Raw genomic sequence first — 23,668 nt, 5'->3', positions numbered from 1 at the left:
ACCGCGGCGCGCGAGCGACCCGGCAGAGGCGCAGGTAACGGCAATGTCGGGCAGGACATTCCATCATGTCGCCGTCCTCATGGGCGGCCGTTCGTCGGAGCGCGAGGTCTCGCTTTCGACCGGGCGCGGCTGTGCGCAGGCCTTGCGCGATGCCGGCTACGACGTCACCGAGATCGACGCGGGCCCGGACCTTGCACAGGTGCTGACCGATCTGGCGCCGGACGCGGTCTTCAATGCGCTGCACGGCCGCTGGGGCGAGGATGGCTGCGTCCAGGGCCTGCTCGAATGGCTGGCCCTTCCCTACACCCATTCCGGCGTGCTGGCCTCGGCCCGTGCGATGGACAAGACGCTGTCGAAGGCGGCTTTCGCGCGCGCGGGATTGCCCGTCGTCGAAAGCCGGATCGTGTCGAAAGCCGCGGCGATGGCGGCCCACGCGCTGCCGCCGCCCTACGTCATCAAGCCCAATGCCGACGGCTCCTCGGTCGGGATCTACATCGTGGACCAGGGCGCGAACACGCCGCCCACCCTCGCGGACACCATGCCCGAGCGCGTGATGGTCGAGACCTACGCCCCAGGGCGCGAGCTGACCTGCACCGTCCTGATGGATGAGGCGCTGACCGTGACCGAGATCGTCACCGATGGCTGGTACGACTACGAGGCGAAATATGCCGAGGGTGGGTCGTCCCACGTGCTGCCCGCCGATCTGCCGTCCGAGATCTTCGCCGCCTGTCAGGACTATGCGCGCCGCGCCCACGCGGCCCTCGGCTGCCGCTCGATCAGCCGCACGGACTTCCGCTGGGATCCGGCGCGCGGGCTCGACGGGCTGATCCTTCTGGAAACGAACACCCAGCCGGGCATGACGCCCACCTCGCTGACGCCCGAGCAGGCGCAGCATGCGGGCCATGATTTCGCGGCGCTCTGCGCGATGCTGGTGGAGGATGCCTCATGCGACCGCTGAAGACCGGCGCCCGCGCGGTTGCCGATCCCGCGCCGTCGAAATGGCGCTACCGGTTGCAGCGGCTCTGGCTGACGCCGCTCTTCCGGGCGCTGATCCGCACCGGCATCCCGAGCTTCGGCTTCGTTTTCCTGTTCACGTGGTACATCAACGACGATGCCCGCATCCGGGCCATCATCGACGGCTACGAGACCGCGATCCGCACCGTGCAGGACCGCCCCGAATTCATGGTCGGCCTGCTCCGGATCGAGGGCGCGTCCGAGCAGCTCCAGGAGGAAATCCAGGAGGTTCTGCCGATCGACCTGCCGCTGTCGCAGTTCCAGCTCGATATCGACGGGCTGCGCGCGATGCTGGTCGATCTCGACCCGGTGCTCGACGCGGAGGTCCGGGTGAAATCGGGCGGCGTCCTCCTTCTGAAGGTGACCGAGCGGGAACCGGCGGTCATCTGGACCCATGCGGACGGGATCGAGGTGCTGGACGCCACGGGTCAGCGCGTCGCGACGCTGACGGATATCGCGGAAGCCGGGCCCCTGCCCATCGTGGCGGGCGACGGCGCCGATCAGCACGTGCCCCAGGCCCTGACGCTCATCCAGGCTGCCGCGCCCGTCACCGACCGTCTGGTTGGCCTGACCCGGATCGGCGCGCGCCGCTGGGACGTGGTGCTCGACCGCGGCCAGCGGATCGCGCTGCCCGAGACCGCGCCCGCCGCGGCACTCGACCGCGCGTTGGCCATGCATGCCGCGCAAGGCGTGCTCGACCGCGACGTTACCGTCGTCGACCTGCGTCTCCCGCACCGGCCGGTGCTGCGCCTCAGCGGGCCCGCCCGCGACGAGCTGCGCCGCCTGCAGGAGCTGGAGCGCCTCAGCTATACACCGGAGGATCAATGAGCCGTCTGTTCCAGGCCCAGCGGGCCATGCGCCGCAAGCGTCAGGCCGCCCTCCAGCGGGGCGTCGTCGCCATTCTCGACGTGGGCACCCACAAGACCGCCTGCCTCGTGCTCCGCTTCGAGGAGAACACGCCCCAGGGCGAAGGCGTCGGCCACATGGCGGGCCAGTCGAACTTCCGCGTCATCGGCGCGACGACCACCCGGTCCCGCGGCATCCGCATGGGCGAGGTCGACGCCATGCCCGAGACCGAGCGCGCGATCCGCACCGCCGTGCAGGGCGCGCAGAAGATGGCCGGCGTCCGCGTCGATCATGTCATCGCCTGCTTTTCCGGCGGGCGACCCGCAAGCTACGGCCTCGCCGGCGAGGTGACGCTGGAAAGCGGGCCCTGCACCGTCCATGACGTGGCCCGCGTGCTGGCCTCGGTCGACACGCCCGATCTCGGCGCGGGACGCGAGATCCTGCACGCCCAGCCGGTGAATTTCGGCCTCGACCACCGCACGACGCTGCGCGACCCGCGCGGCCAGACGGGCGAGATGCTGCGCACGGACATGCACCTTCTGTCGGTCGACGCACACGCGATCGAGAACCTTCTGACCTGCATCCACCGCTGCGATCTCGAGCTCGCCGGTCTCGCCAGCGCGCCCTACGCCGCCGCGACCAGCGCGCTGGTCGAGGACGAGAAGGAGCTCGGCGCGGCTTGCATCGACATGGGCGGCGGCACGACCGGCGTGTCGATCTTCATGCGCAAGCACATGGTCTATGCCGACACCGTGCGCCTCGGTGGCGATCACGTCACCTCCGATATCAGCCAGGGGCTGCGCATCCCCAGCCAGACCGCCGAGATGATCAAATGCCGCTACGGCGGGGTTGTCGCAACGGGGATGGACGACCGCGAGGTCATCGCGCTCGAGGCCGATACGGGCGACTGGCACCACGACCGCCGCTCGGTCACGCGGACCGAGCTGATCGGGATCATCCGCCCCCGCGTCGAGGAAATCCTCGAAGAGGCGCGCGCGCGGTTGGACGCCGCGGGCTTCGGTGACCTGCCGTCCCAGCGCATCGTGCTGACCGGCGGGGCCAGCCAGATCCCCGGCCTCGACGGCTTGGCGGCGCGCATCCTTGGCAATCAGGTCCGTCTGGGCCGCCCGCTCCGCGTTCAGGGCCTGCCCGAAGCGGCCAAGGGTCCGGCCTTCGCCGCCTGCGTCGGCCTCTGCATGCAAGGCGCCGAGCCGCAGGACGAGTTCTGGGATTTCGATGCCGTGCCCGAGCGGAATTCCGGCCGCTCGATCCGCCGCGCCGTCCGCTGGTTCCGCGACAACTGGTAGTCGTCAGAAATGCGGGTCGTGCGTCGTGGTGTCCGGCACGGACGCGACCACGTCGCCCCCGGCTTCGTTGACCTTCGAATTCTGGCTCAGCGATCCGCCGGAGCTCATGATGTAGGCGGCGCGCTGGTTGAGCGGCAGCTGGGTGATCTGGCTTTGGTTCAAGCGGAACTTCCGGATATTATAGGCCTTATGCACCGCAATGGAGCCGGACGGGGCGATCTGGATGCTGGGCTTGGAGAAGGCGCTGAGGTTGAGCTTGTACGCGACCAGTTCGGCCGAATGGGCGCTCGTGCCGAGGGTCATGGCGGCGATGGCGGCCAGGGCGATGATGCCGGGGCGGGTCATGGGATGTCCTTTCGATATGTGATGGTCGGCATCTGCACCGGGATGTCGGCGCGATTTGGGCCGGGATGGGGCATTTCTCGATGCGGGTCGGGGCGGCCGAGGCGTGTTGTCAGCGCACCCCTGTCTCAAGGGTGGCGGCCTCAGAGGCCGGGGCCTTCGCATGACGGCGCACGCCACGAGGAGCGCGCCCGGCGCGATGATTGCGAATTTCCGCATCCGGTCGTCCTCCGCGGTTTTGGTGGCCACGGCGGAGAACCCGACGTCGTGATCGGGCGGAATTGTCGACCCGCGTGGCCCATTCGCGGCAAGACCAGGCAGGGGCGCGAAAACGGCCGACACGAAACGGGGCGGCCCCGATGGGACCGCCCCGTCACTCGGCTCACCCCGTCCCCCCGGGCGGGCGGCGCCGATCTCAGCGCAGCACCTCGTCGCCCGGCTCGGCGAAGGTGACGATGTCGGGAATGCTCTCGAAATCGGGCTCGAAGACGGGCGCGGGGGCCGCGGCGGGCGTGGCCGGCCCGTCCTCCTGGCTGTCGCGGCAGAACTGCGAGATCGCGATCTGCGTGTGGCGCGGCAGGTCCCGGAAGAGCCGCGGCTCGCAGTTCGGGTAGCTGCCCTGTCCGGCGGCGGCGGGCCCGGCGGCCGAGATGAGCAGTGCGGCGGCGAGGGCGCCGACGACGCCGCCCCCGAGACCCAGCGTGACGGTGACGATATTGGCAGACATGTTCTGATCCTTCCCTAAGGGATGCGTTTCGCATCCGATTTGGTGCCCGCCGGGTCATCCGACGGTGTGAGGACAGCATGTCGGGCGGGGCGTCGGACCGTCAGTCGGGAATCCCTGACCCGCGCGCCGGATCGGGTCGGGATTTCCTCACTTCCGGGGTGGGACGCCCCGCCCACGGGCCGATCCGCCACACCGATTCGTTTTTTGGGTGACGGACGGTTTGCGATTCGTTACCTTGTGTCAAAATCTGCGGAAAACGCATGAACCAAGCGGCCTGAGGCGGGCCCACAATACAGGTGGACAGAGCAATGACGTTGAATCTCACCATGCCCGGCGGCGGCGCCGAACTCGATCTGCGTCCGCGCATCACCGTCTTCGGTGTCGGCGGAGCGGGCGGCAACGCCGTCAACAACATGATCCAGAAGGATCTGGAGGGGGTCGAGTTCGTCGTCGCGAACACCGACGCCCAGGCGCTCCAGCAAAATCAGGCGCAGTCGCGCATCCAGCTCGGCGCGCGCGTCACCGAAGGGCTCGGCGCGGGCGCGCGACCCCAGGTCGGCGCATCCGCCGCCGAGGAGACGATCGAGGAGATCGTCGACCGTCTCGCCGGTGCGCATATGTGCTTCATCACCGCCGGCATGGGCGGCGGCACCGGAACCGGTGCGGCCCCGATCATCGCACAGGCCGCCCGCGAGCTGGGCATCCTGACCGTCGGTGTCGTCACCAAGCCCTTCCAGTTCGAGGGCGCCAAGCGGATGCGCCAGGCCGAGGAGGGCGTCGAGGCGCTCCAGAAGGTCGTCGACACGCTCATCATCATTCCGAACCAGAACCTGTTCCGCCTCGCCAACGAGAAGACCACCTTCACCGAGGCGTTCAGCCTCGCCGACGACGTGCTCTACCAGGGCGTCAAGGGCGTGACCGACCTGATGGTCCGTCCGGGCATGATCAATCTCGACTTCGCCGACGTCCGGTCCGTGATGGACGAGATGGGCAAGGCCATGATGGGCACCGGCGAGGCCACGGGCGAGGATCGCGCCGTCGAGGCCGCCGAGAAGGCTATCGCCAACCCGCTTCTCGACGAGCTGTCGCTCAAGGGTGCGCGCGGCGTGCTCATCAACATCACCGGCGGGCACGACCTCACGCTCTTCGAGATGGACGAGGCCGCCAATCGCATCCGCCAGGAGGTGGACGAGGACGCGAACATCATCGTCGGCTCGACCCTCGACACCGCGATGGAAGGCACGATGCGTGTCTCGGTCGTCGCGACGGGGATCGACGTCGCCGAGGGCGCCAACGAGGCCCCAATGCCGCGCCGCCGTCTCTCCGAAGCGACTGCCCCGGTTCAGGCCCAGCAGGCAGCCGCGGCCGCCGTGACGCCCGATCCCGCGCCGCAGCCGCTGACACTCGAGCAGCCCGCGTCCATGCCCGAGCCGGCCCCCGCCGCGGCCAGCTTCTTCGATGCCGTCGACCAGCAGGATGCCGAAGAGGCGTCGATGGCCGACGACTTCTTCGGTCGCCGCAGCCCCGCTGCCGACGACCTGCCGCCGCCGTCCTACCAGCCGGCGCCGACGCCCGCGCCCGCGATGGCCGTCGAGCCGGCCGTGCCGAGCTTCCAGGCCCAACCGCGCGCCGAGGCCGCGCCCGGCGCGCCGACCCCCGAGGCGATGGACCGTCTGCGGGCCGCCGTCCTCAAAGGCGAGCAGCGGGCGCAGCCGCAGGACGCGCCCCGCGGCGCGGATCACAACGCCCGCTTCGGCATCGGCAGCCTGATCAACCGGATGACCGGCACCGCCGCTGACGCCCCTGTGGCGCGCCCCGCCGCGCCGGCCGCCACCGCCCCCGCGCCCGCCCCGCAGGCGGACCCCGAGGACGAGCGCATCGAGATCCCCGCCTTCCTTCGCCGCCAGGCGAACTGAACGCGGGCCAGACGCACCCAAGCACCAAGACCGGCGGCGGCCCCTCGGGGCCGCCGCTCTTTTTTGTCCCGAACCGTTACGATGCGTTCACATCATGCCCCTATGACGGGGGGAATCGCGCCGAAGGCGCATTCGCAACATGTTGTTTAAAATTGGTTTTCGGTTAGGGCGGGGGTGGTCGGCGAAGTTTCGCCACCCCCGCGACCCGGCTGTTTCACCCCGTAACCCAGCTTGAATTGCGGTGCAGCCCCCCTGCACCTAGCTCAGTCTCAGCGGCGTGCCCGATGGCCGCCCGGAGGTTGAGACGACATGCAGAACACGATCCGCACCGCGATCCACTTCACCGGCGTCGGCCTGCACCATGGCCGGTCCGCCCGCATGTCCATTCATCCCGCCATGGCAAATCACGGGATCTGGTTCCGTCGCACCGATGTTGCGGGCAACGGCATGATCGCCGCGCGCCACGACAGCGTCGAGACCTCGCCGCTCTGCACGCTGCTGATCAACGAGGCGGGCGTTTCCGTCTCGACGGTCGAGCATGTCATGGCCGCGCTGACCGGCTGCGGCATCAACAACGCCATCGTCGAGATTGACGGCCCCGAGGTTCCCATCCTCGACGGATCCGCCTCGGATTTCGTGCGGGCCATCCTCAAGGCCGGCATCGCGCGTCAGGACGCGCCGGTCCATGCTCTGGAAGTGCTCCGCCGGGTGCATGTGTCCGACGGTGCCGCCTCGGCCACGCTGACGCCCGCACCCGAGCTCGAGATCGACTTCTCCATCGACTTCACCGACCGCGCCATCGGCCAGCAGCACAAGGTGCTGCGCCTGTCGAACGGTACGTTCGTGCGCGAGCTCTGCGACAGCCGCACCTTCTGTCGTCAGTCCGATGTCGACGCGATGCATGCTGCGGGCAAGGCGCTCGGCGGCTCGCTTGCGAACGCCGTCGTGGTCGATGGCGACCGCGTCGTGAACCCCGAGGGCTTTCGCCACACCGACGAGGCCGTGCGTCACAAGATGCTCGATGCGCTGGGCGACCTGTCGCTGGCCGGTGCGCCCATCCTCGGTCGCTACACCGGCATCCGTGCCGGTCACGCCATGACGAACAAGCTTCTGCACGCTCTGTTCGCCGACCCGCTCGCCTACCGCGTCCGCACGCTGACGGCGGCCGAATGCGGCATCCTGCCCGGCGCGGGTCTTGAGAAGGATGTGTTTACGCATCTCTGACGAGAATTGGTCGCTCGGCATGCTTCACACCTCAACCCGTCGCCGCTATGGTGCGGCGCAAGCCCTGTCAGGGGGCACGGGGCAGGGGATCTGGACCACATGACGACCGGTGGAACGATACGATGGACCGGCGCGCTCGCCGCGCTTGCGATCCTTGCGGCGTGTGGACGCGGCGGGACCAGCATCGATCTCGAAGACACGTCGCCCGAAGGCATCTACCAGCAGGCCGAAGTCCAGCTCGCCGCCGGTGACCCCGATGATGCGGCCATCCTTTTCGGCGAGGTCGAGCGGCTCTATCCCTACAGCGAATGGGCCAAGCGCGGCCTCATCATGCAGGCCTTCGCCTATCACGAGGATCGCGACTACGAGAACGCGCGCGCCTCGGCCCAGCGCTTCATCGACTTCTACCCGGCAGACGAGGACGCGGCCTACGCGCAATATCTCCTCGCGCTCAGCTATTACGACCAGATCGACCAGGTGGGCCGCGACCAGGGCCTGACCTTCCAGGCGCTCTCCAGCCTGCGCACCGTCATCGAGACCTATCCCGACAGCGAATACGCCCGCTCGTCGATCCTGAAGTTCGACCTCGCCTTCGATCACCTCGCCGCCAAGGAGATGGAGATCGGGCGCTACTACCTCAAGCGCGGCTTCTACCCGTCCTCGATCAACCGGTTCCGCGCCGTGGTCGAGGAATTCCAGACCACGACCCACACGCCCGAGGCCCTGATGCGCCTGGTCGAGGCCTATCTGGCCCTCGGCCTCACCGAGGAGGCCCAGACCGCGGGCGCGATCCTCGGGCACAATTTCCAGTCCTCGCCCTTCTACGACGACGCCTTTCGGCAATTGACCGGCCGCGGCCTCTCGCCCGAGGCGGCGGGCACCGGCTGGCTGCGCGACATCTATCGCCGCACGATCCGGGGCAACTGGCTCTAGGTCTGGGTGCCTTCGCGCGCGGGTCCGTTCGGGCCGCTGGCGCCAGCGCGCCGTCAGTATAATGGCTGGCCACCGCATACGCGACGCCGACTCAATCCATGACTCGCGATGGTCGCGTTTAACGCAGGTCCCCTGTTCGCCCCCAGCCCAGGCGCGCTGCCGACAGACATCCGGGATCTTGGTCTGAGCATTCGTTCTACGCGCATCTAGAGGGAGCGGCCCCCATGCGCCGATCCTCTCCCAATTCCCTCGCCATTCCTCCCGCGGCGCATTAATTATCCGGCATGCTCCGTTCCCCCCATCACCGAGACATCAGCGACACCGGGGTCTCGTCGCGCCCCCGCGACACCCCCGCGCAAGGACGCTGACGCCCCCGCATGCTCCGCTCTCTCGACATCCGCGACATGCTCATCATCGAGCGGCTCTCCCTCGAATTCGGGGGCGGCCTCAATGTGCTGACCGGCGAGACGGGGGCGGGGAAGTCGATCCTGCTCGACAGTCTCGGCTTCGTGCTCGGATGGCGCGGGCGGGCCGAACTGGTGCGCCAGGGCGCCAAGCAGGGCGAGGTCACGGCCAGCTTCGATTTGCCGCCCGGCCATCCGGCGCGCGACGTGCTCGATGCCCACGAGATCGAGGCCGAGGAGGACGAGCTTCTCCTGCGGCGCGTCAATGCCCGCGACGGGCGCAAGACGGCCTGGGTCAACGGGACGCGCGTGACCGGCGATGTTCTGCGCGCGCTCTCGGACACGCTCCTCGAACTCCACGGTCAGCACGACGATCGCGGCCTTCTGAACGTGCGTGGCCATCGCGCACTGCTGGATGCCTATGCGGGCGGCGGGGACGCGCTCGCCGCCGTGCGCGCCGCGTGGTCCGAGCTGGCCGAGGCCCGCCGCGCGACCGAGGCCGCCCGCGCCACGATCGACGCGGCCCGCGCCGAAGAGGAGTTCCTGCGCCACGCCGTCGAGGAGGGCGACCGCCTGTCGCCAACGCCTGGCGAAGAGGCCGAGCTCGACACCCGCCGCCGCCTGATGCAGGCCTCGGGCCGGATCCATGAGGACGTCGCAAAGGCCCTTGCCGCGATCGGCGGGCAGGGAGCCGAGGGCCAGATGCTCGACGCCACCCGTTGGCTGGAGGACGCGGCCGAGCAGGCGGGCGAAAGCCTCGCGGGCGCGATCGACGCGCTCGGGCGCGCCATGGTCGAACTGGGCGAGGCGCAGGCCGGCGTCGAAAGCTGCCTCGACGCGCTGACCTTCGATCCGCGCGAGGTCGAGGAGACGGAGGAGCGTCTCTTCGCGATCCGCGCCATGGCCCGCAAACACGGCGTGCAGCCCGACGACCTCGCCGCCTTCCTCGCCGATCTGCGGCAGCGTCTCGACCTGCTCGACGCCTCCGAGGGCGGGCTGGAGCGGCTCGCCGCGGCCGAGACGGCTGCCGCCGCGCGCTACGACGCGGCCGCCGCGGCGCTGACGACGCTCCGGCGGGACGCGGCGACCCGCCTCGACGCGGCCATGGCCCGCGAATTGGCCCCGCTCAAGATGGAACGCGCGGTCTTCACCACGATCGTCCAGCCGGGCCAACCCGGCCCCGAAGGCGCCGACCACGTCGCCTTCGAGGTCGCGACCAATCCCGGCGCGCCCTCGGGCCCGCTCGACAAGATCGCCTCGGGCGGCGAGCTCAGCCGGTTTCTCCTGGCGCTGAAGGTCTGCCTGACCGGCGGCGACAAGTCCCTCACCCTGATCTTCGACGAGATCGATCGCGGGGTCGGCGGTGCGACGGCCGACGCCGTGGGCCGCCGCCTTCAGGCACTGGCCGAGGGCGGTCAGGTCCTCGTCGTCACCCACAGCCCGCAGGTCGCAGCCCTCGGCGCGCATCACTGGCGGGTCGAGAAGCGCAGCACGGGCGACGCGACCACCTCCACCGTCCTACCCGTGGCCGAGGCCGACCGGGTCGACGAGATCGCGCGTATGCTTGCCGGCGACACCGTCACCGAGGCCGCCCGCGGCGCGGCCCGGGCCCTCCTCGACGCGGCCGCCTGACGCAGCCTCTTTGCTCCTGAAATATGCGTGGCGCATCGGTCGCGTCCTGCCGTCGCCCTCCGGCACACGCGACGCCCGTGCCACGGGCGCCCGCAAAATCTGATGTCAGATTTTGTCCCCGCTCACAGCAGCCAGAGCGCCGCGAGGCCGAGGAACGCGAAGAAGCCCACGACATCTGTCACCGTCGTCACGAAGGCGCCCGAGGCCAGCGCCGGGTCGATACCAGCCTTCTGAAGCACCACCGGGATGCCGACGCCCGCGAAGCCCGCGACGACGAGGTTGATGACCATCGCCACCGCGATGACGACGCCCAGCATCGGCGAGCCGAACCAGACGATCCCGACCACGCCCATGATGACCGCGAACGCAGCACCATTGATCGCCCCTGCCATGACCTCGCGCCGGATCACCCGCCAGACATTCGCGCCGGTCAGGTCGCGCGTGGCCAGCGCCCGGACCGCCACGGTCAGCGACTGGGTGCCCGCGTTGCCCCCCATCGACGCCACGATCGGCATCAGCACGGCCAGCGCCACGATCTCGGTGATGACGCTCTCGAACTGCGAGATCACCAGCGAGGCGAGGATCGCGGTCACGAGGTTGACCGCCAGCCACGGGAAGCGCCGCCGGACGACGCCCAGCGTCCGATTCGACAGGCTCTCTTCGGCATCGACGCCGGCAAGGCGCAGGATGTCCTCCTCGGCTTCCTCGTCGAGGATCCGGATCGCGTCGTCGATGGTGATGACACCCAGCAGCCGGTCATCGGCATCGACGACGGGCGCCGAAATCAGGTGGTACTGGTTGAAGGCGTAGGCGACCTCGCTCTCGGGATCGTCCACCTCGAAGGTCCGGAAGCTCTCCTCTTCGATCTCGGCCAGCGGCGTCTCGCGCGGGGTCGAGAGGATCTTGCCCAGCGTCACATGCCCCACGGGCCGCATCCTCGGATCGGTCAGGATGACGTGGTAGAACTGCTCGGGCAGAGTATCCGTGTCGATCGTCCGCAGGTGGTCGATGGCCTGTCCCACGGTCCAGAAGGACGGCGCGACGACGACCTCGCGCTGCATCAGGCGGCCGGCGGAGAACTCGGGATAGGTCAGCGCCTGTTCGACCGCGACCCGGTCGACCTCGGTCAGCGCGCCCATGATGGCGGTGGCCTGATCGGCATCCTCGAGGTTCTCGATCAGGTCGACGACATCGTCGGTGTCGAGTTCGCGCACCGCCTCGGCGACGTCCTCGGCGGGCAGCGCCTCGAGGATCTCTTCGCGCAGCGCCTCGTCGAGCTCCGAGAGGATCTCGCCGTCGATCTGTCCCGACCAGAGCGCCAGCAGCAGGCCGCGCTGCGCGTCGGTCAACTGTTCGAGAAGGTCCGCGATATCCGCCCCGTGAAGCGGCTCCAGCAGGTCGTCGAGAGCCGTGCTTTCGCGCGCCTCGAGCGCCTCCGCGATGGCCCTGAGGCGCGGCTCGTCCAGCTCGACCTCGTCCTCGTAGGGCGTGTCGGCCTCGATCACGGCATCGTCGAATTCGGGCATGGACGCGGCCTCCACTGGGGTCTGCGCGTCGATAGCCTGCCCGTCGCGTCAGGGGTAGCGGGGATTTGGCGCGCGCGCTACGCCGGTCCCATGACCATGCTCATTGCAGGCCAGCTTCTGGCCTTTACCGCCGATCCCTTCACCGTCCCGCCCGAAGATGCGGCACGACACGAGAGCCATGGCGCCGTCGCCGTCGTGGACGGGCGCATCCTCGCGACCGGCACGCGCGACGCCATGCAGGCGCGCTTCCCGGACGCGACCCTCCGCGACCATGGCGACGCGCTGATCCTGCCGGGCTTCGTCGACGCGCATATGCATTACCCGCAGACGGCGATCATCGCATCCTGGGGCAAGCGCCTGATCGACTGGCTGAACAGCTATACCTTCCCCGAGGAGGCGCGCTTCGGCGACCCCGCCTATGCCCGGCGCATTGCCGATCGCACGCTGGACCTCGCCCGCGCCCATGGCACCACGTCGCTGGCCAGCTACTGCACGATCCACCCGGCCAGCGTCGACGCGATCTTCGAGGCGGCGGCGGCGCGCGGCATGGCGGTCTGGGCGGGCAAGACCTGCATGGACCGCAACGCACCCGACGACCTGCGCGACACGGCGCAATCGGCCTATGACGACAGCCGCGCGCTTCTCGGCCGCTGGCACGGCACGGGGCGCGCGCGCTACGCGATCACGCCGCGCTTCTCGCCCACGTCGACGCCCGACCAGCTATCTGCTCTGGGCGCGCTCTGGGCCGAGCATCCCGATTGCCTGATGCAGACCCACCTCTCCGAGCAGACCGACGAGATCGCGTGGGTCCGCGATCTGTTTCCCGACGCGCGCGACTATCTCGACACCTACGAGGCGCATGGCCTGCTGGGCGAACGCGGGCTCTACGGCCATGCCATCCATCTGGAACCGCGCGAGATCGCCCGCCTGCGCGAGACGGGCGCGGCACTCGTGCATTGCCCGACCTCCAACACCTTCATCGGCTCGGGCCTCTTCGATATGGGGCTGGCAGAGACGCACCGCGTCGGCCTTGCGACCGATACCGGCGGCGGCTCGAACTTCTCGATGCTGCGGACGATGGCGGCGGCCTACGAGGTGGCGCAGCTGCACGGCCGCGCCCTCCACCCCGCGCAGCTTCTCTGGCTGGCGACCGAAGGGTCGGCCCGCGCGCTCCATGCCGTGGACGAGATCGGGACGCTGGCCGAAGGAAGCGCCGCCGATCTCGTCATCCTCGACCTCGCCTCCACCCCCGTGATCGCCCAGCGTCATGCGCGCGCCGATACGCTCTGGGAGGCGGTCTTCCCGACCATCATGATGGGCGGCGACCGCGCCATCGCCGAGACCTACATCGCAGGAGAGCCGACGGGCTGAGCCACCGTTGGCCGCATGGGTCCAGGGGGACCGGGTCCGAAATCCGAGGGCCGATGTCCCGCGACTCCGCGGATCTGTCGAAATGCGGGATAGGCAATACAAAGCGAAGGCCCCGCCGGCCAGCGGGGTCTTTCAACGCATTATTTCGACCTTACGCAGGCTCGGGTGGCCCGGCGCAGGCGTCGTTACCCGGTGACGGGGACGCAGGTGCCGGTTTCGGCGTTCAGCGTGGTGCCCGGCGCGCAGGACATCTGGGCGGACTGCTGCTTGCCGTAGCTGCACCCCTGCGCCAAGGCGAGGCCAGGCGCGCCGGTCAGGATGGCGGCGGCGAGGACGAGTTTCACGGTCTTCATCGATCGGCTCCTTCGGGTTCTGGGTGACGTAAGGGTAGCGCATCCGGGCGCGATCGCAAATGACCGCCGCGATTCCCGGGGTGGGTGCTGCAACCTTTCCGTGCAGCTGCACGTTTTGTGGGCATGCCTGCACAACCGATAGGAGCCGACATGGCCACCCCGAATGACCCCCACTCCGAACCCAAGACGACCGTCAACGTCGTCGAAACGCGCTCCGGCTCCGGCGGATCGGCGCTCTGGCTGATCCTCGGCGCCGTGATCGCCGCGCTCGCGATCTTCTGGTTCATCTCCAGCGGCGGCGATGTCGCCGATGGTGGCGGCGGTGACGCGACCGTGGTCATCAACGAAGGCGCAGCCGATGCCGCCGAGGGCGCGGCCGCTGCCGTCGAAGGGGCCGCCGAAGCGGTCGAAGGCGCCGCCTCCGGCAACTGAGTTATCCGGCCTGCCGCCCCAAGGGCGGCGGGCCGATCCGTCAATCCCCGAAGACCCGCGCGAAGATCGTGTCGACATGCTTGGTGTGGTAGGCCTCGTCGAACTTCGCCTCGATCCCGTTCGCCCCGAGGGCCGCGACCACCTCTGGATCGGCCAGCAATTCCTCGCGGAAATCGCTTCGCGTTTCCCAGACCTTCAGGGCGTTGCGCTGCACCATCGCGTAGGCATCCTCGCGCGACACGCCCGCCTGCGTCAGCGCCAGAAGCACGCGCTGCGACATCACGAGGCCGGGGAACCTGTCCATGTTGGCGCGCATGTTGTCGGGGAAGATCAGCATCTTGTCGATCACACCGGTCAGCCGGGCCAGCGCGAAGTCCAGCGTGATCGTCGCATCCGGCCCGATCATCCGCTCGACGCTCGAATGCGAGATGTCCCGTTCGTGCCAGAGGGCGACGTTCTCCATCGCCGGGATCACCATCCCCCGCACCAGCCGGGCAAGGCCGGTCAGGTTCTCAGTCAGGACCGGGTTCTTCTTGTGCGGCATCGCCGACGAGCCTTTCTGGCCCATCGAGAAGAACTCGGCCCCCTCAAGGACCTCGGTCCGCTGCATGTGCCGGATCTCGGTCGCGATGTTCTCGACGCTGCTGGCGACGACGCCCAGCGCCGCGAAGAACGCCGCATGCCGGTCGCGGGGGATCACCTGGGTCGAGATCGGCTCGGGCTCGAGGCCCATCTTCGCGCAAACATGCGCCTCGACCGCCGGGTCGATATTGGCGAACGTGCCCACCGCGCCGGAGATCGCGCCCGTCGCCACCTCCTCTCGCGCAGTGAGCAGACGCCGCAGGTTGCGGTCCATCTCGGCGTAGAAGCGCGCGAAGGTCAGGCCCATCGTCGTCGGCTCGGCATGGATGCCGTGGCTGCGGCCGACGCGGATCGTGTCCTTGTGCTCCAGCGCGCGTCGCTTCAGCGCCGCCAGAAGCGCCTCCACATCCGCAATCAATAGGTCCGCTGCCCGGGTCAGCTGCACGTTGAGACAAGTGTCGAGCACGTCCGACGACGTCATGCCCTGATGCACGAACCGCGCCTCGTCGGCGCCAACATGCTCGGCCAGATGCGTCAGGAAGGCGATGACGTCGTGTTTGGTCACGGCCTCGATCTCGTCGATGCGGGCGACGTCGAACTCGACATCCTTCGCCGTCCAGACGGCCTCGGCGTTCTCGCGCGGGATCACACCCAGATCGGCCATCGCGTCGCAGGCATGGGCCTCGATCTCGAACCAGATGCGGAACTTCGTCTCCGGCGACCAGATCTTTACCATGTCGGGGCGGGAATAGCGGGGGATCATGGGCTCTGGCCTTTCCTGTCGGTCGCGGGCGTCCTACGCTGGGGGCCGCCGAAAGGGAAGGAGACCCAGGGATGCGTCCGACCGTCCGCCTCGCTGCCATGCTCTGCATCGTGGCCCTGCCTGTGTCCGCGCAGGATTGGCGGCCCGTCGCGGATGTCTACGGCACGCTTTCGGGCCGGACCGTGGAGTATCCGTCGGCGACGCAGGCGTTCCGCTCGAACGGCAGCACGCGTTACGAGGCCGGTGAGCCCTCGGTCGGCCGCTGGACGGAAAGCGCCGGGCGCTATTGCTCGGTCTGGCCGCCCGTCGAAAGCTGGTCCTGCTTTGACGTCATGGTTTCCGGCGACGGCTCTCGCATCCGCTTCGTGGACGACCGGGGGAACGCGACCGAAGGGGCCTTCCGCCAGTGACGACCCCTCCGCAGAAAGACGCCAAGCCCATCTGGATGCACCCGGTCGCCGCGACCGGTTATTCGCTTGCGGGCGGGCGGTTCCTGATGCGCCAGCGCGCGGCGCAGATCCAGCTCGTGATGGGGGTGGTCACGGCGCTTCTGTTCCTCGTCGTCGGGGTGGGTCCGGTGCAATGGGGCGTGATGGCCGCGCTCTTTCTCGCAGGCCTCGCGACCGAGGCGCTCAACACGGCGATCGAGCTTCTGGTCGATCGCGTTTCGCCCGAGATCAGCGAATTCGCCAAGCACGCAAAGGACCTCGGCAGTTTCGCGGTCGGCTGCGTCCTTCTTGTATTCGTCGGACACGCGCTCTGGGCGCTGGGGTCGGCATTGGCGTGACACCAGAGGCCCGATTGGCGGCGCTGGAAGGGGCGTGGCACCTCCGGCGTCGCATCGTCGAGGCAGCGGGCGGCACGACGCGGGTCGCGGGCGTCGCGCGCTGGACGCCTGGCGCGGACGGATTCGACTGCGTCGAGACCGGAACCATGACGCGACCCGACGGCAGCCGCTTCGAGGCCACGCGCCGGACGCTCTGGACAGTCGCGCCGGACGGCATCGCGGTGCAGTTCGGCGATGGCCGCCCGTTTCATCGCATCACGGGCGGCGACCGTCCGACTGCGGCGCATGACTGCCCCCCGGACGATTACCGGCTGACCTACGACTTCACGCGCTGGCCCGACTGGTCCGTTCGCTGGCGCGTGCGCGGGCCCCGCAAGGATTACGGTGCGGTCACGACGTACCGGCGGGCCTAGCCCATCGGGCAGATTTCGCCCGTATCGCGCCAGATCGTGACGTTCAGCGACATGTCGCACAGCGCCATGAACGTGCGCCCATCGACCGTCAGGCAGGTCTTGGCACCGACCTCGTGCAGGTTGCCGGTCGTGTCGCGGCATTCGCAGGGAATGGATTTCGTGGCCTGCGCATAGGCGCCGACGGCGGGCAGGGTCGCGAAGATTGCGATGGCGATCGTTCTCAACATGAGCGGTCCTCCTGTGCCTTCCATTTAGCATGGGCGCGGCCCTTGACCAAGGAACGCGCAGCGGCCAAGCCCGCGAGATGATGCCCAGCGACCGCCTCGACCAGATCCTTTCACGGTTCGAATATCTTGAGGCGCGGCTGAATGCCGGGCCGGACGCGTCCGAAATCGCCGACCTCACACGCGAATATGCCGAGGTGAAGCCCGTGGCCGAACTGGCCCGCGACTGGCGCGCGCTGGAGGTGGCCGAGGCCGAGGCTCAGGCGATGCTGGACGATCCCGAAATGGCGGAACTGGCCCGCGCGGAACTGCCCGAACTCGCCAACCGCCGCGCGGCGCTCGAAGCCGAGTTGCAGATCGCGCTCCTGCCGAAAGACGCCGCCGACGCGCGGCCCGCGATCCTCGAGATCCGGCCCGGCACCGGCGGCGAGGAGGCGGCGCTCTTCGCGGGCGATCTCGAGGCGATGTATCGCCGCTACGCCGAAGCGCGCGGCTGGCGCATGGAGGTGGTCGAGCGGCAGGAAACCGATCTCGGCGGCATCAAGGAGCTGGTCGTCCGGGTCGAGGGCGAGAACGTCTTCGCCCGCCTCAAGTTCGAAAGCGGCGTCCACCGTGTCCAGCGTGTGCCCGCGACCGAAAGCGGCGGGCGTATTCACACGAGCGCCGCGACCGTCGCGGTCCTGCCCGAGGCCGAGGCCGTCGAGATCGACATCCCAGCGACTGACATCCGCATCGACACGATGCGGGCCAGCGGCGCCGGGGGCCAGCACGTCAACACGACCGACAGCGCCGTCCGCATCACCCATCTGCCGACGGGGATCATGGTGACCTCGGCCGAAAAGTCCCAGCATCGCAACCGCGAGATCGCGATGAACGTGCTGCGCGCCCGCCTCTACGATGCCGAGCGCGCGGCGGCGGATGCCGAACGCGCCTCGGATCGCCGCGCGCAGGTCGGGTCCGGCGACCGCTCCGAGCGCATCCGCACGTATAATTTCCCGCAGGGCCGCATGACCGACCACCGCATCAACCTGACGCTCTACAAGCTCGACCAGGTGATGCAGGGCGATCTCGACGAGGTGATCGACGCACTGACCGCCGATCTGCAAGCCCGGCAACTGGCCGAGATGGGGGCGTGAGCGACCCGGTCGCCGCGGCCCTGCGCGCGGCCACGGCCCGTCTCGCCGCCGCCGGCATCCCCGATCCGCAGGGCGACGCAACGCGCCTTCTGACCCATGCCGCGAACGGCGCCCGTCCACCCGCGGACCTGCCACCCGGCACGCTTGGCCACTTCGCCGCCGCCATCGAGCGCCGGGCCGCGCGCGAACCGGTCAGCCACATCACCGGGCGGCGCGCCTTCTGGGACCACGAGTTCCGCGTCACCCCCGACGTGCTCGACCCGCGCCCCGACACCGAAACGCTGGTCGAGGCCGCGCTCGCCGGACCCTTCGACCGCGTGCTCGATCTCGGCACCGGCTCGGGCTGCATCCTCCTGTCGCTCCTGGCCGCGCGGCCGGACGCGACCGGCACGGGCACGGACATCTCCGAGGCGGCCCTCGGGGTGGCCCGCGACAATGCCGAACGCCTGGGCGTGACGGATCGGGTGACGCTCCGCCGCGCCGACTGGCTCGACGGGATCGACGGCCCCTTCGACCTCATCGTCTCGAATCCGCCCTATATCGCCGAGGCCGAGATGGCCGACCTCTCGCCCGAGGTCCTGCGCGAGCCGCGGATCGCGCTGACCCCCGGCGGCGACGGGCTCGACCCCTACCGCATCATCGCCTGCGATGCGCCCGCGCGCCTCGCCCCCTTCGGTCGCCTGATGGTCGAGATCGGACCGACCCAAGGCGCGGCCGTCGCGGCGCTCTGGCGGGCCGCAGGCCTCGGCGACGTGGAGATCCGATCCGATCTCGACGGGCGCGACCGCGTCGTCATCGGCGGAAATCCCCGCTGAGGCATCGCGAATACGGGCAGACTGCAACGAATCCTCTTGTAAGTCGCAGGCATGCCACCCATAACCACCCCAGCATCCATGCTGACGCGCCGCAGGCGCATCCGGGGTGCCTGCCCGACCAATCCGGACCTCTCGAGCCCCGCCGGGGCCATCGGTCCCCGGCCAGCACGAACGGCCAAGATCAGCGGAAACACCCCACGCATGAGAAGCAGCAAGTCCCGTTCGCGGAACAAGAACCGGAACAACCGTCCCCAGGGCGGTAATATCGTCAACCGCGTTTTCGACAGCTCGGGCCCCGAGGGGAAGGTGCGCGGCACGCCTGCGCAGATCATCGAGAAATACAATCAGCTCGCCCGCGATGCGCAGCTCTCCGGTGACCGGGTCGCCGTCGAGAACTTCCAGCAGCACGCCGAGCACTACACCCGCATCCTTGCCGCCGCGCAGAAGGAAATGGACGCGCGCCAGCAGCAGAACCAGCAGAACCAGGGCGGCCAGAACGGCCAGCAGGGCGGTCAGCAGAACGGCCAGGGCGGCGGCAACGGCAACCAGAACGGTGGCGGCCAGCAGGTCGGCCAGCAGAATGGCGGCCAACCGCAGCAGAACAACCAGGGCGGGCAGGACGGCCCGCCGAACGAGGGTGGCCCCAAGCGCCGCAGCCGCAACCGGCGGGACCGCGACGATCGCAATTCGGATGACCGGCGTGACGATCGGGGCGGCAACGACCGCGACGGTGTCGGCGATCAGGCCGGCGACACCCACGAGCGCAGCGCGCCCGAGACGACCGAAGCGCCGCGCGCCGAACCCGTCGCGACCGAGGCCGCCGTGCCCGCACAGGGCGGCCCCGAGGCCGCGCCCGAGGACAAGCCCAAGCGATCCCGTGTGCGCAAGAAGGCCCCGGCCCCCGAGAGCGAGGCGACGCCGCAGGACTGACCCCTCGGGTCAGGCGGCCGCCACCGCCCGCGCCAGCGCGCACCACTGTTCCAGCGTGACCTCTTCGGCCCGTTGCGTCGGCGCGATGCCGGCCGCGCGCAGCCGGTCCTCGATATCAGGTCCGAGGCCCTTCAACGCGGCACGCAGCATCTTGCGCCGCTGATTGAAGCCCGTCGCCACGACCCGGCTCAACACCTGCGCATCCGCCTCGAAGCGCGGCGCGGGCAGGGCGGTCAGGTGGACCACCGCCGACGACACCTTGGGCGGCGGCGCGAAGGCTTCGGGCGGCAGGGTCATCGCGATCCGCGCGTCGCAGCGCCACTGCGCGAGGATCGCCAGCCGCCCATAGGCTTTCGATCCCGGCGCCGCCACGATCCGCTCGGCCACCTCGCGCTGGAACATCAGCGTCAGGCTCTCCCACGGGGGTGGCCAGGCGGCGGGCGTCAGCCAGCGCACCAGAAGCTCGGTGCCCACATTGTAGGGCAGGTTCGCCACCACCCGCCACGGCGCCTCGAGCGGCACCTCGACCTCGAGCGCGTCACCCGACACGACCTCCAGCCGACCCGGATAGCGCGCCGCGATCTCGGCCAGCGCGGGCAGGCAGCGGGCGTCCTTCTCGATGGCGACGACGCGCCCGGCGCCCTCGGCCAGAAGGGCCCGCGTCAAGCCGCCGGGCCCCGGCCCGACCTCCAGGACGCGCGCGCCATCGAGTTTCCCCGACACCCGCGCGATCCGCGCCGTCAGGTTCAGGTCGAGAAGGAAGTTCTGCCCCATCGACTTCTTCGCACGCAGGTCATGGGCGGCGATCACGTCGCGCAAGGGGGGCAGGTCGTCGATCTGGCTCATGGGCGGCGTCTAACCCGCATCGGGCGGCGGGAACAGCACGGCCCGCGCGCGGTCGACGCGGTCCGACTGGCCGGCCGCGTCGAGCACGATTGCGCCCTCGACGAAGGCCAGGAGCGCGTCGGCCGCGTCCGGATCTGCACCGTCGGGCAAGGCCGTGGCCAGCCATTCGTGATAGCCCGCGATGATCCCGGCGGCGAGTGGGCGGCGTGCGGGATCGGACAGGAGGCTGAACCACACGCGCACGGTGCGGGTGAGCGCGGGATCGCGCGCGACGTCGAGGATCAGGCCCGACAGCGCGTGAAGCGACGGCGCCGGGCCGCCGGGATGCGCCGTGGCGAGGCGTTGCGTGAAGGCCTGGCCCAGATGGCCCAGCACGGCGGCCACCAGCTCCTCGCGCGTCTCGAAATAGTAAAGCAGCATCCGGTCGCTGGTCCCCACCGCATCGGCGAGCGGACGCAGCGGCATGTCGAGCCCGTGGGTCAGCATTTGCTCTGCCAGGAGCGGCAGGAGCGCGTCGCGACGGCTCACGAACGGGCCTTGTAGCAAGCGCTACAATTCGCTAGATTGTAGCACCTGCTACATTCGGAGATTGCCATGATCGTTCCAGCCCTCCTCGCCGCCGGCCTCCTGCTGGCCTATCTCGCCTTCCTCGTCTCCCGCAATGCCGCGCCGGGGTGGATCCTCCCCGCGCTGGGCGCGGCGGGGCTCACGCTCTGGTCGCTCCTCGCCATCACCCGCGGCGGGCCCTTCGGGTTCTGGGTCGAACATACGCGCAACGCATGGGGGGTTCAGATCTGGATCGACCTCCTGCTCGCCATCGCCGTCGCGCTGACCGCGCTGGTGCCCGCCGCGCGCGCCGAGGGGATGCGGGTCGTCCCGTGGCTCCTCCTCGTGCTCGCGACCGGCTCGATCGGGGTCTGCGCGATGGCGGCGCGGCTTTCGTGGCTGCGGGCGCGCCGCGCGGCGCAGCCGGCCTAGGCGGCGCGGCGCCCCGCCATCTCCCACGCGAGCCGGAGCGCGGCGACCATCGAGGTGGGATCGGCCCGCCCGGTCCCCGCGATGTCGAAGGCCGTCCCGTGGTCGGGCGAGGTGCGCACGAAGGGCAGGCCCAGCGTGACATTGACGCCGCCCGCGAAGTCGATGGTCTTGATCGGGATCAGCGCCTGATCGTGATACATCGCAACCGCCGCGTCATAGCCCGCGCGCGCGCCCGCGTGGAACATCGTGTCGGCGGGCAGGGGACCGAAGCAGCCGAGCTCGGGGCCGAGCCGCGCGACGAGGGGCGCGATCCATTCGACTTCGGCGCGGCCCATGGTGCCGCCCTCGCCCGCATGGGGGTTGAGGCCCGCCACGGCAATGCGGGGCGCGTCGATCCCGAAATCCCGGCGCAGGCCCGCATGGGTGATCCGCAGCGTCGATTCCAGCCCCTCGGGCGTCAGCGCGGCGGGCACGGCCTCAAGCGCGATGTGGATCGTCGCGGGTACGACGCGAAGCTCGGGGCAGGCGAGCATCATCACCACGTCGACATTTCCGCCCAGCGCCGCGAGGTACTCGGTATGGCCGGGATAGGCGAAACCGGCCCCGTCCTTCAGCGCCTTCTTGTGAATCGGCGCGGTGCAGACCGCAGAGGCGGCGCCCGATTGCGTCAGGTCGACCGCCCGCGCGATGGCCGAGATCACGCCCGCCGCCTGCGCGCCGTCGGGATGGCCCGGCCGCGCGGGGCCGGGGATGTCGTGGGGCAGGACCGAGAGGGCGTCCGTCCGCGCGCCGGACGGGTTATCGATCACGTCGACCGGGGTGCCGTGGCCCGCGAAATGGTCCGGGTTGCCGATGACGAAGAACGGCAGGTCGGGCGCGGCCATGCGCGCCTTGGCGACGACCTCGGGGCCGATCCCCGCAGGCTCGCCGCAGGTGACCGCGACGGGTGCGGCGTCAGGGGATCTCGATGATGGCATCTGCGCGCAGCTCGTCGAGGAAGCCCTGCGCATAGCTCGTCAGGCGCTGATTCAGAAGCTGCTGGCCCAGCGTCTCGAAGGCGCCCTCCTCGGGTTCGACGACGCGGCCGCACATCATCACGAAGCGCAGGTTCGCCCCCCGGGTCAGCAGGGTCGAGACCTCGCCGTCATCGAGCTTGGCCAGCTCCTGGCGCAGGTCGTTGGGCAGCTCGGCCAGGGGCCGGGTCTCGCGGATCAGGCGCTCGGGCGACTGGCCCTTCGCCACACCGTAGAGATCGTCGCAGGTGTCGACCTGGTCGGCGAGCCGCGCGGCCGCGCCCAGCGCCTCGGGGGTGCGCCCGCCGGGAATGAGATATTCGGCGTAATCAACGGTCGTGGGCTCGGTCGCGGTTCCGGTCTCGTCGAGATCGCGAAGCTGGAAGAGGCCGATGAAGGACCCGAGATTGACCGGGTCCGAGGTTTCGCCCGGCGCCAGCGTCAGGACGGCGGCGGCGATGGGCGGGGCGAGGTTCGCCAGTGGAACCCAGTCGACCCGGCCGCCCCGCGCCCGCGAGGGCGAACGGCTGTAGGCGCGGGCGGCGCGCTGGAACGCGGCTTCGCCCACGACGGTGTCCGACAGGCGCTGGGCCAGGGCCGTCACCTCGTCCTGCGTCTCGGGGGTCAGCGGCAGCGCGATCTCGGACAGGAGGACGCGAACCGCGGCCCCGCCGCCTCGTGCCAGCGTCCGTTCGATCTCGGCCTCGGAGGGGCGCGACTGCGGCCCGAAGCGCTGCTGCACGAGTTGCCGCCAGTAGAGGCCGTTGCGCACGAAGTCGCGGAACGTCTCGCCGGCGACACCCGCGCCCTCGAGCGCGGCGATGAACTCGTCGGGGCTCAGGTTGGCACGCGAGGCGAACTCGACCATGCCCGCGTCCAGCTCCTCGGCGGTGAGTTGCAGACCTGCGGCGCGCGCCGCCTCGACCTGCAGCGTCTCCTCGATCAGCTTCTCGCGGGCCCCCTCGTAGGTGGCGTCGGGCGCGCGCAGGAGCGACAGGAAGAGGGCTCGCTGCTGCACCTGGTATTCGGTGATGGCGGCCCCGTTCACGCGCGCGGCGGCGGCGAAGAGGTTCTGCGCCATCGCCCCCGCGGGTGCCCAGAGCACCATCGCGGCGATCATCAGCGCGCCTAGAAATCTCGTCATGCCCCAGCCC

General features: G+C 69.8%; 26 protein-coding genes. 16 read left to right on the top strand and 10 right to left on the bottom strand.

Annotated elements, in window-relative coordinates; genetic code table 11:
* Nucleotides 1–43 precede the first annotated feature (43 nt).
* From Q0833_RS10775 to ftsA, 3 genes are read left to right on the top strand one after another with little or no spacing between them, the layout of a single operon-like run.
* On the top strand, nucleotides 44–958 hold the full coding sequence (locus tag Q0833_RS10775; protein ID WP_298433931.1) for a D-alanine--D-alanine ligase: 915 nt from the start codon (nucleotides 44–46) through the stop codon (nucleotides 956–958).
* Complete coding sequence (locus tag Q0833_RS10770; protein WP_298433928.1) at nucleotides 946–1,842, top strand: cell division protein FtsQ/DivIB; 897 nt, start codon at nucleotides 946–948, stop codon at nucleotides 1,840–1,842. The genes Q0833_RS10775 and Q0833_RS10770 overlap by 13 nt, the downstream gene beginning before the upstream one ends.
* Nucleotides 1,839–3,167 (top strand): cell division protein FtsA, encoded by a 1,329-nt coding sequence (gene ftsA, locus Q0833_RS10765; protein WP_298433921.1) that lies wholly within the window; start codon nucleotides 1,839–1,841, stop codon nucleotides 3,165–3,167. The genes Q0833_RS10770 and ftsA overlap by 4 nt, the downstream gene beginning before the upstream one ends.
* A gap of 3 nt (nucleotides 3,168–3,170) precedes the next feature.
* Here ftsA and Q0833_RS10760 read toward each other — a convergent pair whose 3' ends face one another.
* Both Q0833_RS10760 and Q0833_RS10755 read right to left on the bottom strand, forming a co-directional pair.
* Entirely contained in the window at nucleotides 3,171–3,512 is a 342-nt protein-coding gene (locus Q0833_RS10760; protein WP_298433917.1) for a hypothetical protein, read from the bottom strand.
* Between the two features lie 412 nt (nucleotides 3,513–3,924).
* Entirely contained in the window at nucleotides 3,925–4,236 is a 312-nt protein-coding gene (locus Q0833_RS10755) for a hypothetical protein (protein ID WP_298433914.1), read from the bottom strand.
* A gap of 308 nt (nucleotides 4,237–4,544) precedes the next feature.
* Here Q0833_RS10755 and ftsZ point away from each other — a divergent pair, with 308 nt between their 5' ends.
* From ftsZ to recN, 4 genes are all read left to right on the top strand, one after another.
* Nucleotides 4,545–6,152, top strand: coding sequence for a cell division protein FtsZ (ftsZ, locus tag Q0833_RS10750; RefSeq protein ID WP_298433910.1), 1,608 nt, complete (start codon nucleotides 4,545–4,547; stop codon nucleotides 6,150–6,152).
* Between the two features lie 309 nt (nucleotides 6,153–6,461).
* On the top strand, nucleotides 6,462–7,376 hold the full coding sequence (gene lpxC / locus Q0833_RS10745; RefSeq protein ID WP_298433907.1) for a UDP-3-O-acyl-N-acetylglucosamine deacetylase: 915 nt from the start codon (nucleotides 6,462–6,464) through the stop codon (nucleotides 7,374–7,376).
* A gap of 99 nt (nucleotides 7,377–7,475) precedes the next feature.
* On the top strand, nucleotides 7,476–8,309 hold the full coding sequence (locus Q0833_RS10740) for an outer membrane protein assembly factor BamD (RefSeq protein WP_298433904.1): 834 nt from the start codon (nucleotides 7,476–7,478) through the stop codon (nucleotides 8,307–8,309).
* Between the two features lie 377 nt (nucleotides 8,310–8,686).
* On the top strand, nucleotides 8,687–10,345 hold the full coding sequence (gene recN, locus Q0833_RS10735; protein WP_298433901.1) for a DNA repair protein RecN: 1,659 nt from the start codon (nucleotides 8,687–8,689) through the stop codon (nucleotides 10,343–10,345).
* Between the two features lie 122 nt (nucleotides 10,346–10,467).
* On the opposite strand, the gene mgtE is transcribed toward recN, so the two are convergent.
* Nucleotides 10,468–11,871, bottom strand: a complete 1,404-nt coding sequence (gene mgtE / locus Q0833_RS10730; protein ID WP_298433898.1) for a magnesium transporter — start codon at nucleotides 11,869–11,871, stop codon at nucleotides 10,468–10,470.
* 90 nt (nucleotides 11,872–11,961) lie between these two features.
* On the opposite strand from mgtE, the gene guaD reads away from it, so the two are divergent.
* The gene (guaD, locus tag Q0833_RS10725) at nucleotides 11,962–13,242 is read left to right on the top strand and encodes a guanine deaminase (protein WP_298433895.1); all 1,281 of its coding nucleotides are present in this window, start codon (nucleotides 11,962–11,964) and stop codon (nucleotides 13,240–13,242) included.
* A gap of 185 nt (nucleotides 13,243–13,427) precedes the next feature.
* Here guaD and Q0833_RS10720 read toward each other — a convergent pair whose 3' ends face one another.
* On the bottom strand, nucleotides 13,428–13,595 hold the full coding sequence (locus tag Q0833_RS10720) for a hypothetical protein (protein WP_298433892.1): 168 nt from the start codon (nucleotides 13,593–13,595) through the stop codon (nucleotides 13,428–13,430).
* A 150-nt stretch (nucleotides 13,596–13,745) separates the two neighbouring features.
* On the opposite strand from Q0833_RS10720, the gene Q0833_RS10715 reads away from it, so the two are divergent.
* Complete coding sequence (locus Q0833_RS10715) at nucleotides 13,746–14,027, top strand: hypothetical protein (protein ID WP_298433889.1); 282 nt, start codon at nucleotides 13,746–13,748, stop codon at nucleotides 14,025–14,027.
* Nucleotides 14,028–14,067: 40 nt separating this feature from the next.
* Here the strand turns inward: Q0833_RS10715 and purB are convergent, their stop codons facing one another.
* Nucleotides 14,068–15,372: an adenylosuccinate lyase gene (purB, locus tag Q0833_RS10710; RefSeq protein WP_298433886.1), complete on the bottom strand. Its 1,305-nt coding sequence runs from the start codon at nucleotides 15,370–15,372 to the stop codon at nucleotides 14,068–14,070.
* A gap of 71 nt (nucleotides 15,373–15,443) precedes the next feature.
* Here purB and Q0833_RS10705 point away from each other — a divergent pair, with 71 nt between their 5' ends.
* From Q0833_RS10705 to Q0833_RS10695, 3 genes are read left to right on the top strand one after another with little or no spacing between them, the layout of a single operon-like run.
* A complete protein-coding gene (locus Q0833_RS10705; protein WP_298433883.1) occupies nucleotides 15,444–15,782 on the top strand; it encodes a hypothetical protein in 339 nt (112 codons plus the stop codon).
* Complete coding sequence (locus Q0833_RS10700; protein ID WP_298433880.1) at nucleotides 15,779–16,159, top strand: diacylglycerol kinase; 381 nt, start codon at nucleotides 15,779–15,781, stop codon at nucleotides 16,157–16,159. Before Q0833_RS10705 ends, Q0833_RS10700 begins: the two co-directional genes overlap by 4 nt.
* A complete protein-coding gene (locus Q0833_RS10695) occupies nucleotides 16,156–16,572 on the top strand; it encodes a DUF6314 family protein (protein ID WP_298433877.1) in 417 nt (138 codons plus the stop codon). The genes Q0833_RS10700 and Q0833_RS10695 overlap by 4 nt, the downstream gene beginning before the upstream one ends.
* On the opposite strand, the gene Q0833_RS10690 is transcribed toward Q0833_RS10695, so the two are convergent.
* Nucleotides 16,569–16,799 carry a hypothetical protein gene (locus tag Q0833_RS10690; RefSeq protein ID WP_298433874.1) on the bottom strand — a complete coding sequence of 77 codons (231 nt, stop codon included), beginning with the start codon at nucleotides 16,797–16,799 and terminating at the stop codon, nucleotides 16,569–16,571. The genes Q0833_RS10695 and Q0833_RS10690 overlap by 4 nt on opposite strands.
* Nucleotides 16,800–16,876: 77 nt before the next feature.
* On the opposite strand from Q0833_RS10690, the gene prfA reads away from it, so the two are divergent.
* The 3 genes from prfA (at nucleotide 16,877) to Q0833_RS10675 (ending at nucleotide 19,677) form a co-directional block, all read left to right on the top strand.
* Entirely contained in the window at nucleotides 16,877–17,932 is a 1,056-nt protein-coding gene (gene prfA / locus Q0833_RS10685) for a peptide chain release factor 1 (protein WP_298433872.1), read from the top strand.
* Complete coding sequence (gene prmC / locus Q0833_RS10680; protein ID WP_298433869.1) at nucleotides 17,929–18,747, top strand: peptide chain release factor N(5)-glutamine methyltransferase; 819 nt, start codon at nucleotides 17,929–17,931, stop codon at nucleotides 18,745–18,747. The genes prfA and prmC overlap by 4 nt, the downstream gene beginning before the upstream one ends.
* Nucleotides 18,748–18,948: 201 nt before the next feature.
* The gene (locus tag Q0833_RS10675) at nucleotides 18,949–19,677 is read left to right on the top strand and encodes a DUF4167 domain-containing protein (RefSeq protein WP_298433866.1); all 729 of its coding nucleotides are present in this window, start codon (nucleotides 18,949–18,951) and stop codon (nucleotides 19,675–19,677) included.
* Between the two features lie 9 nt (nucleotides 19,678–19,686).
* Here Q0833_RS10675 and rsmA read toward each other — a convergent pair whose 3' ends face one another.
* Together rsmA and Q0833_RS10665 are read right to left on the bottom strand one after the other, a co-directional pair.
* Nucleotides 19,687–20,523 (bottom strand): 16S rRNA (adenine(1518)-N(6)/adenine(1519)-N(6))-dimethyltransferase RsmA, encoded by an 837-nt coding sequence (rsmA, locus tag Q0833_RS10670; protein WP_298433863.1) that lies wholly within the window; start codon nucleotides 20,521–20,523, stop codon nucleotides 19,687–19,689.
* Nucleotides 20,524–20,532: 9 nt separating this feature from the next.
* Nucleotides 20,533–21,051: a TetR/AcrR family transcriptional regulator gene (locus Q0833_RS10665; protein WP_298433860.1), complete on the bottom strand. Its 519-nt coding sequence runs from the start codon at nucleotides 21,049–21,051 to the stop codon at nucleotides 20,533–20,535.
* Nucleotides 21,052–21,117: 66 nt separating this feature from the next.
* On the opposite strand from Q0833_RS10665, the gene Q0833_RS10660 reads away from it, so the two are divergent.
* The gene (locus Q0833_RS10660) at nucleotides 21,118–21,501 is read left to right on the top strand and encodes a hypothetical protein (RefSeq protein WP_298433857.1); all 384 of its coding nucleotides are present in this window, start codon (nucleotides 21,118–21,120) and stop codon (nucleotides 21,499–21,501) included.
* Here the strand turns inward: Q0833_RS10660 and pdxA are convergent.
* Both pdxA and Q0833_RS10650 read right to left on the bottom strand, forming a co-directional pair.
* Nucleotides 21,498–22,478 (bottom strand): 4-hydroxythreonine-4-phosphate dehydrogenase PdxA, encoded by a 981-nt coding sequence (gene pdxA, locus Q0833_RS10655; protein ID WP_298433854.1) that lies wholly within the window; start codon nucleotides 22,476–22,478, stop codon nucleotides 21,498–21,500. The genes Q0833_RS10660 and pdxA overlap by 4 nt on opposite strands.
* On the bottom strand, nucleotides 22,456–23,658 hold the full coding sequence (locus Q0833_RS10650) for a peptidylprolyl isomerase (RefSeq protein WP_298433851.1): 1,203 nt from the start codon (nucleotides 23,656–23,658) through the stop codon (nucleotides 22,456–22,458). The genes pdxA and Q0833_RS10650 overlap by 23 nt, the downstream gene beginning before the upstream one ends.
* Between the last annotated feature and the right edge of the window lie 10 nt (nucleotides 23,659–23,668).

Source organism: uncultured Jannaschia sp. (assembly GCF_947503795.1).
Taxonomy (GTDB): domain Bacteria; phylum Pseudomonadota; class Alphaproteobacteria; order Rhodobacterales; family Rhodobacteraceae; genus Jannaschia.
Note: the sequence above shows the minus strand (reverse complement) of the source record. Positions and strands in the feature narration are given on the sequence as shown.

Excerpts from the sequence above, each read along its gene's own strand:
- Q0833_RS10770 (WP_298433928.1), top strand. The coding sequence starts at position 946 with ATGCGACCGCTGAAGACCGGCGCCCGCGCGGTTGCCGATCCCGCGCCG.
- Q0833_RS10755 (WP_298433914.1), bottom strand. The coding sequence starts at position 4,236 with ATGTCTGCCAATATCGTCACCGTCACGCTGGGTCTCGGGGGCGGCGTC.
- Q0833_RS10775 (WP_298433931.1), top strand. The coding sequence starts at position 44 with ATGTCGGGCAGGACATTCCATCATGTCGCCGTCCTCATGGGCGGCCGT.
- prfA (WP_298433872.1), top strand. The coding sequence starts at position 16,877 with ATGATGCCCAGCGACCGCCTCGACCAGATCCTTTCACGGTTCGAATAT.
- rsmA (WP_298433863.1), bottom strand. The coding sequence starts at position 20,523 with ATGAGCCAGATCGACGACCTGCCCCCCTTGCGCGACGTGATCGCCGCC.
- pdxA (WP_298433854.1), bottom strand. The coding sequence starts at position 22,478 with ATGCCATCATCGAGATCCCCTGACGCCGCACCCGTCGCGGTCACCTGC.
- Q0833_RS10660 (WP_298433857.1), top strand. The coding sequence starts at position 21,118 with ATGATCGTTCCAGCCCTCCTCGCCGCCGGCCTCCTGCTGGCCTATCTC.
- purB (WP_298433886.1), bottom strand. The coding sequence starts at position 15,372 with ATGATCCCCCGCTATTCCCGCCCCGACATGGTAAAGATCTGGTCGCCG.
- guaD (WP_298433895.1), top strand. The coding sequence starts at position 11,962 with ATGACCATGCTCATTGCAGGCCAGCTTCTGGCCTTTACCGCCGATCCC.
- Q0833_RS10760 (WP_298433917.1), bottom strand. The coding sequence starts at position 3,512 with ATGACCCGCCCCGGCATCATCGCCCTGGCCGCCATCGCCGCCATGACC.
- Q0833_RS10740 (WP_298433904.1), top strand. The coding sequence starts at position 7,476 with ATGACGACCGGTGGAACGATACGATGGACCGGCGCGCTCGCCGCGCTT.
- ftsZ (WP_298433910.1), top strand. The coding sequence starts at position 4,545 with ATGACGTTGAATCTCACCATGCCCGGCGGCGGCGCCGAACTCGATCTG.
- Q0833_RS10720 (WP_298433892.1), bottom strand. The coding sequence starts at position 13,595 with ATGAAGACCGTGAAACTCGTCCTCGCCGCCGCCATCCTGACCGGCGCG.
- Q0833_RS10675 (WP_298433866.1), top strand. The coding sequence starts at position 18,949 with ATGAGAAGCAGCAAGTCCCGTTCGCGGAACAAGAACCGGAACAACCGT.
- lpxC (WP_298433907.1), top strand. The coding sequence starts at position 6,462 with ATGCAGAACACGATCCGCACCGCGATCCACTTCACCGGCGTCGGCCTG.
- Q0833_RS10715 (WP_298433889.1), top strand. The coding sequence starts at position 13,746 with ATGGCCACCCCGAATGACCCCCACTCCGAACCCAAGACGACCGTCAAC.
- Q0833_RS10705 (WP_298433883.1), top strand. The coding sequence starts at position 15,444 with ATGCGTCCGACCGTCCGCCTCGCTGCCATGCTCTGCATCGTGGCCCTG.
- Q0833_RS10690 (WP_298433874.1), bottom strand. The coding sequence starts at position 16,799 with ATGTTGAGAACGATCGCCATCGCAATCTTCGCGACCCTGCCCGCCGTC.
- ftsA (WP_298433921.1), top strand. The coding sequence starts at position 1,839 with ATGAGCCGTCTGTTCCAGGCCCAGCGGGCCATGCGCCGCAAGCGTCAG.
- mgtE (WP_298433898.1), bottom strand. The coding sequence starts at position 11,871 with ATGCCCGAATTCGACGATGCCGTGATCGAGGCCGACACGCCCTACGAG.
- recN (WP_298433901.1), top strand. The coding sequence starts at position 8,687 with ATGCTCCGCTCTCTCGACATCCGCGACATGCTCATCATCGAGCGGCTC.
- Q0833_RS10650 (WP_298433851.1), bottom strand. The coding sequence starts at position 23,658 with ATGACGAGATTTCTAGGCGCGCTGATGATCGCCGCGATGGTGCTCTGG.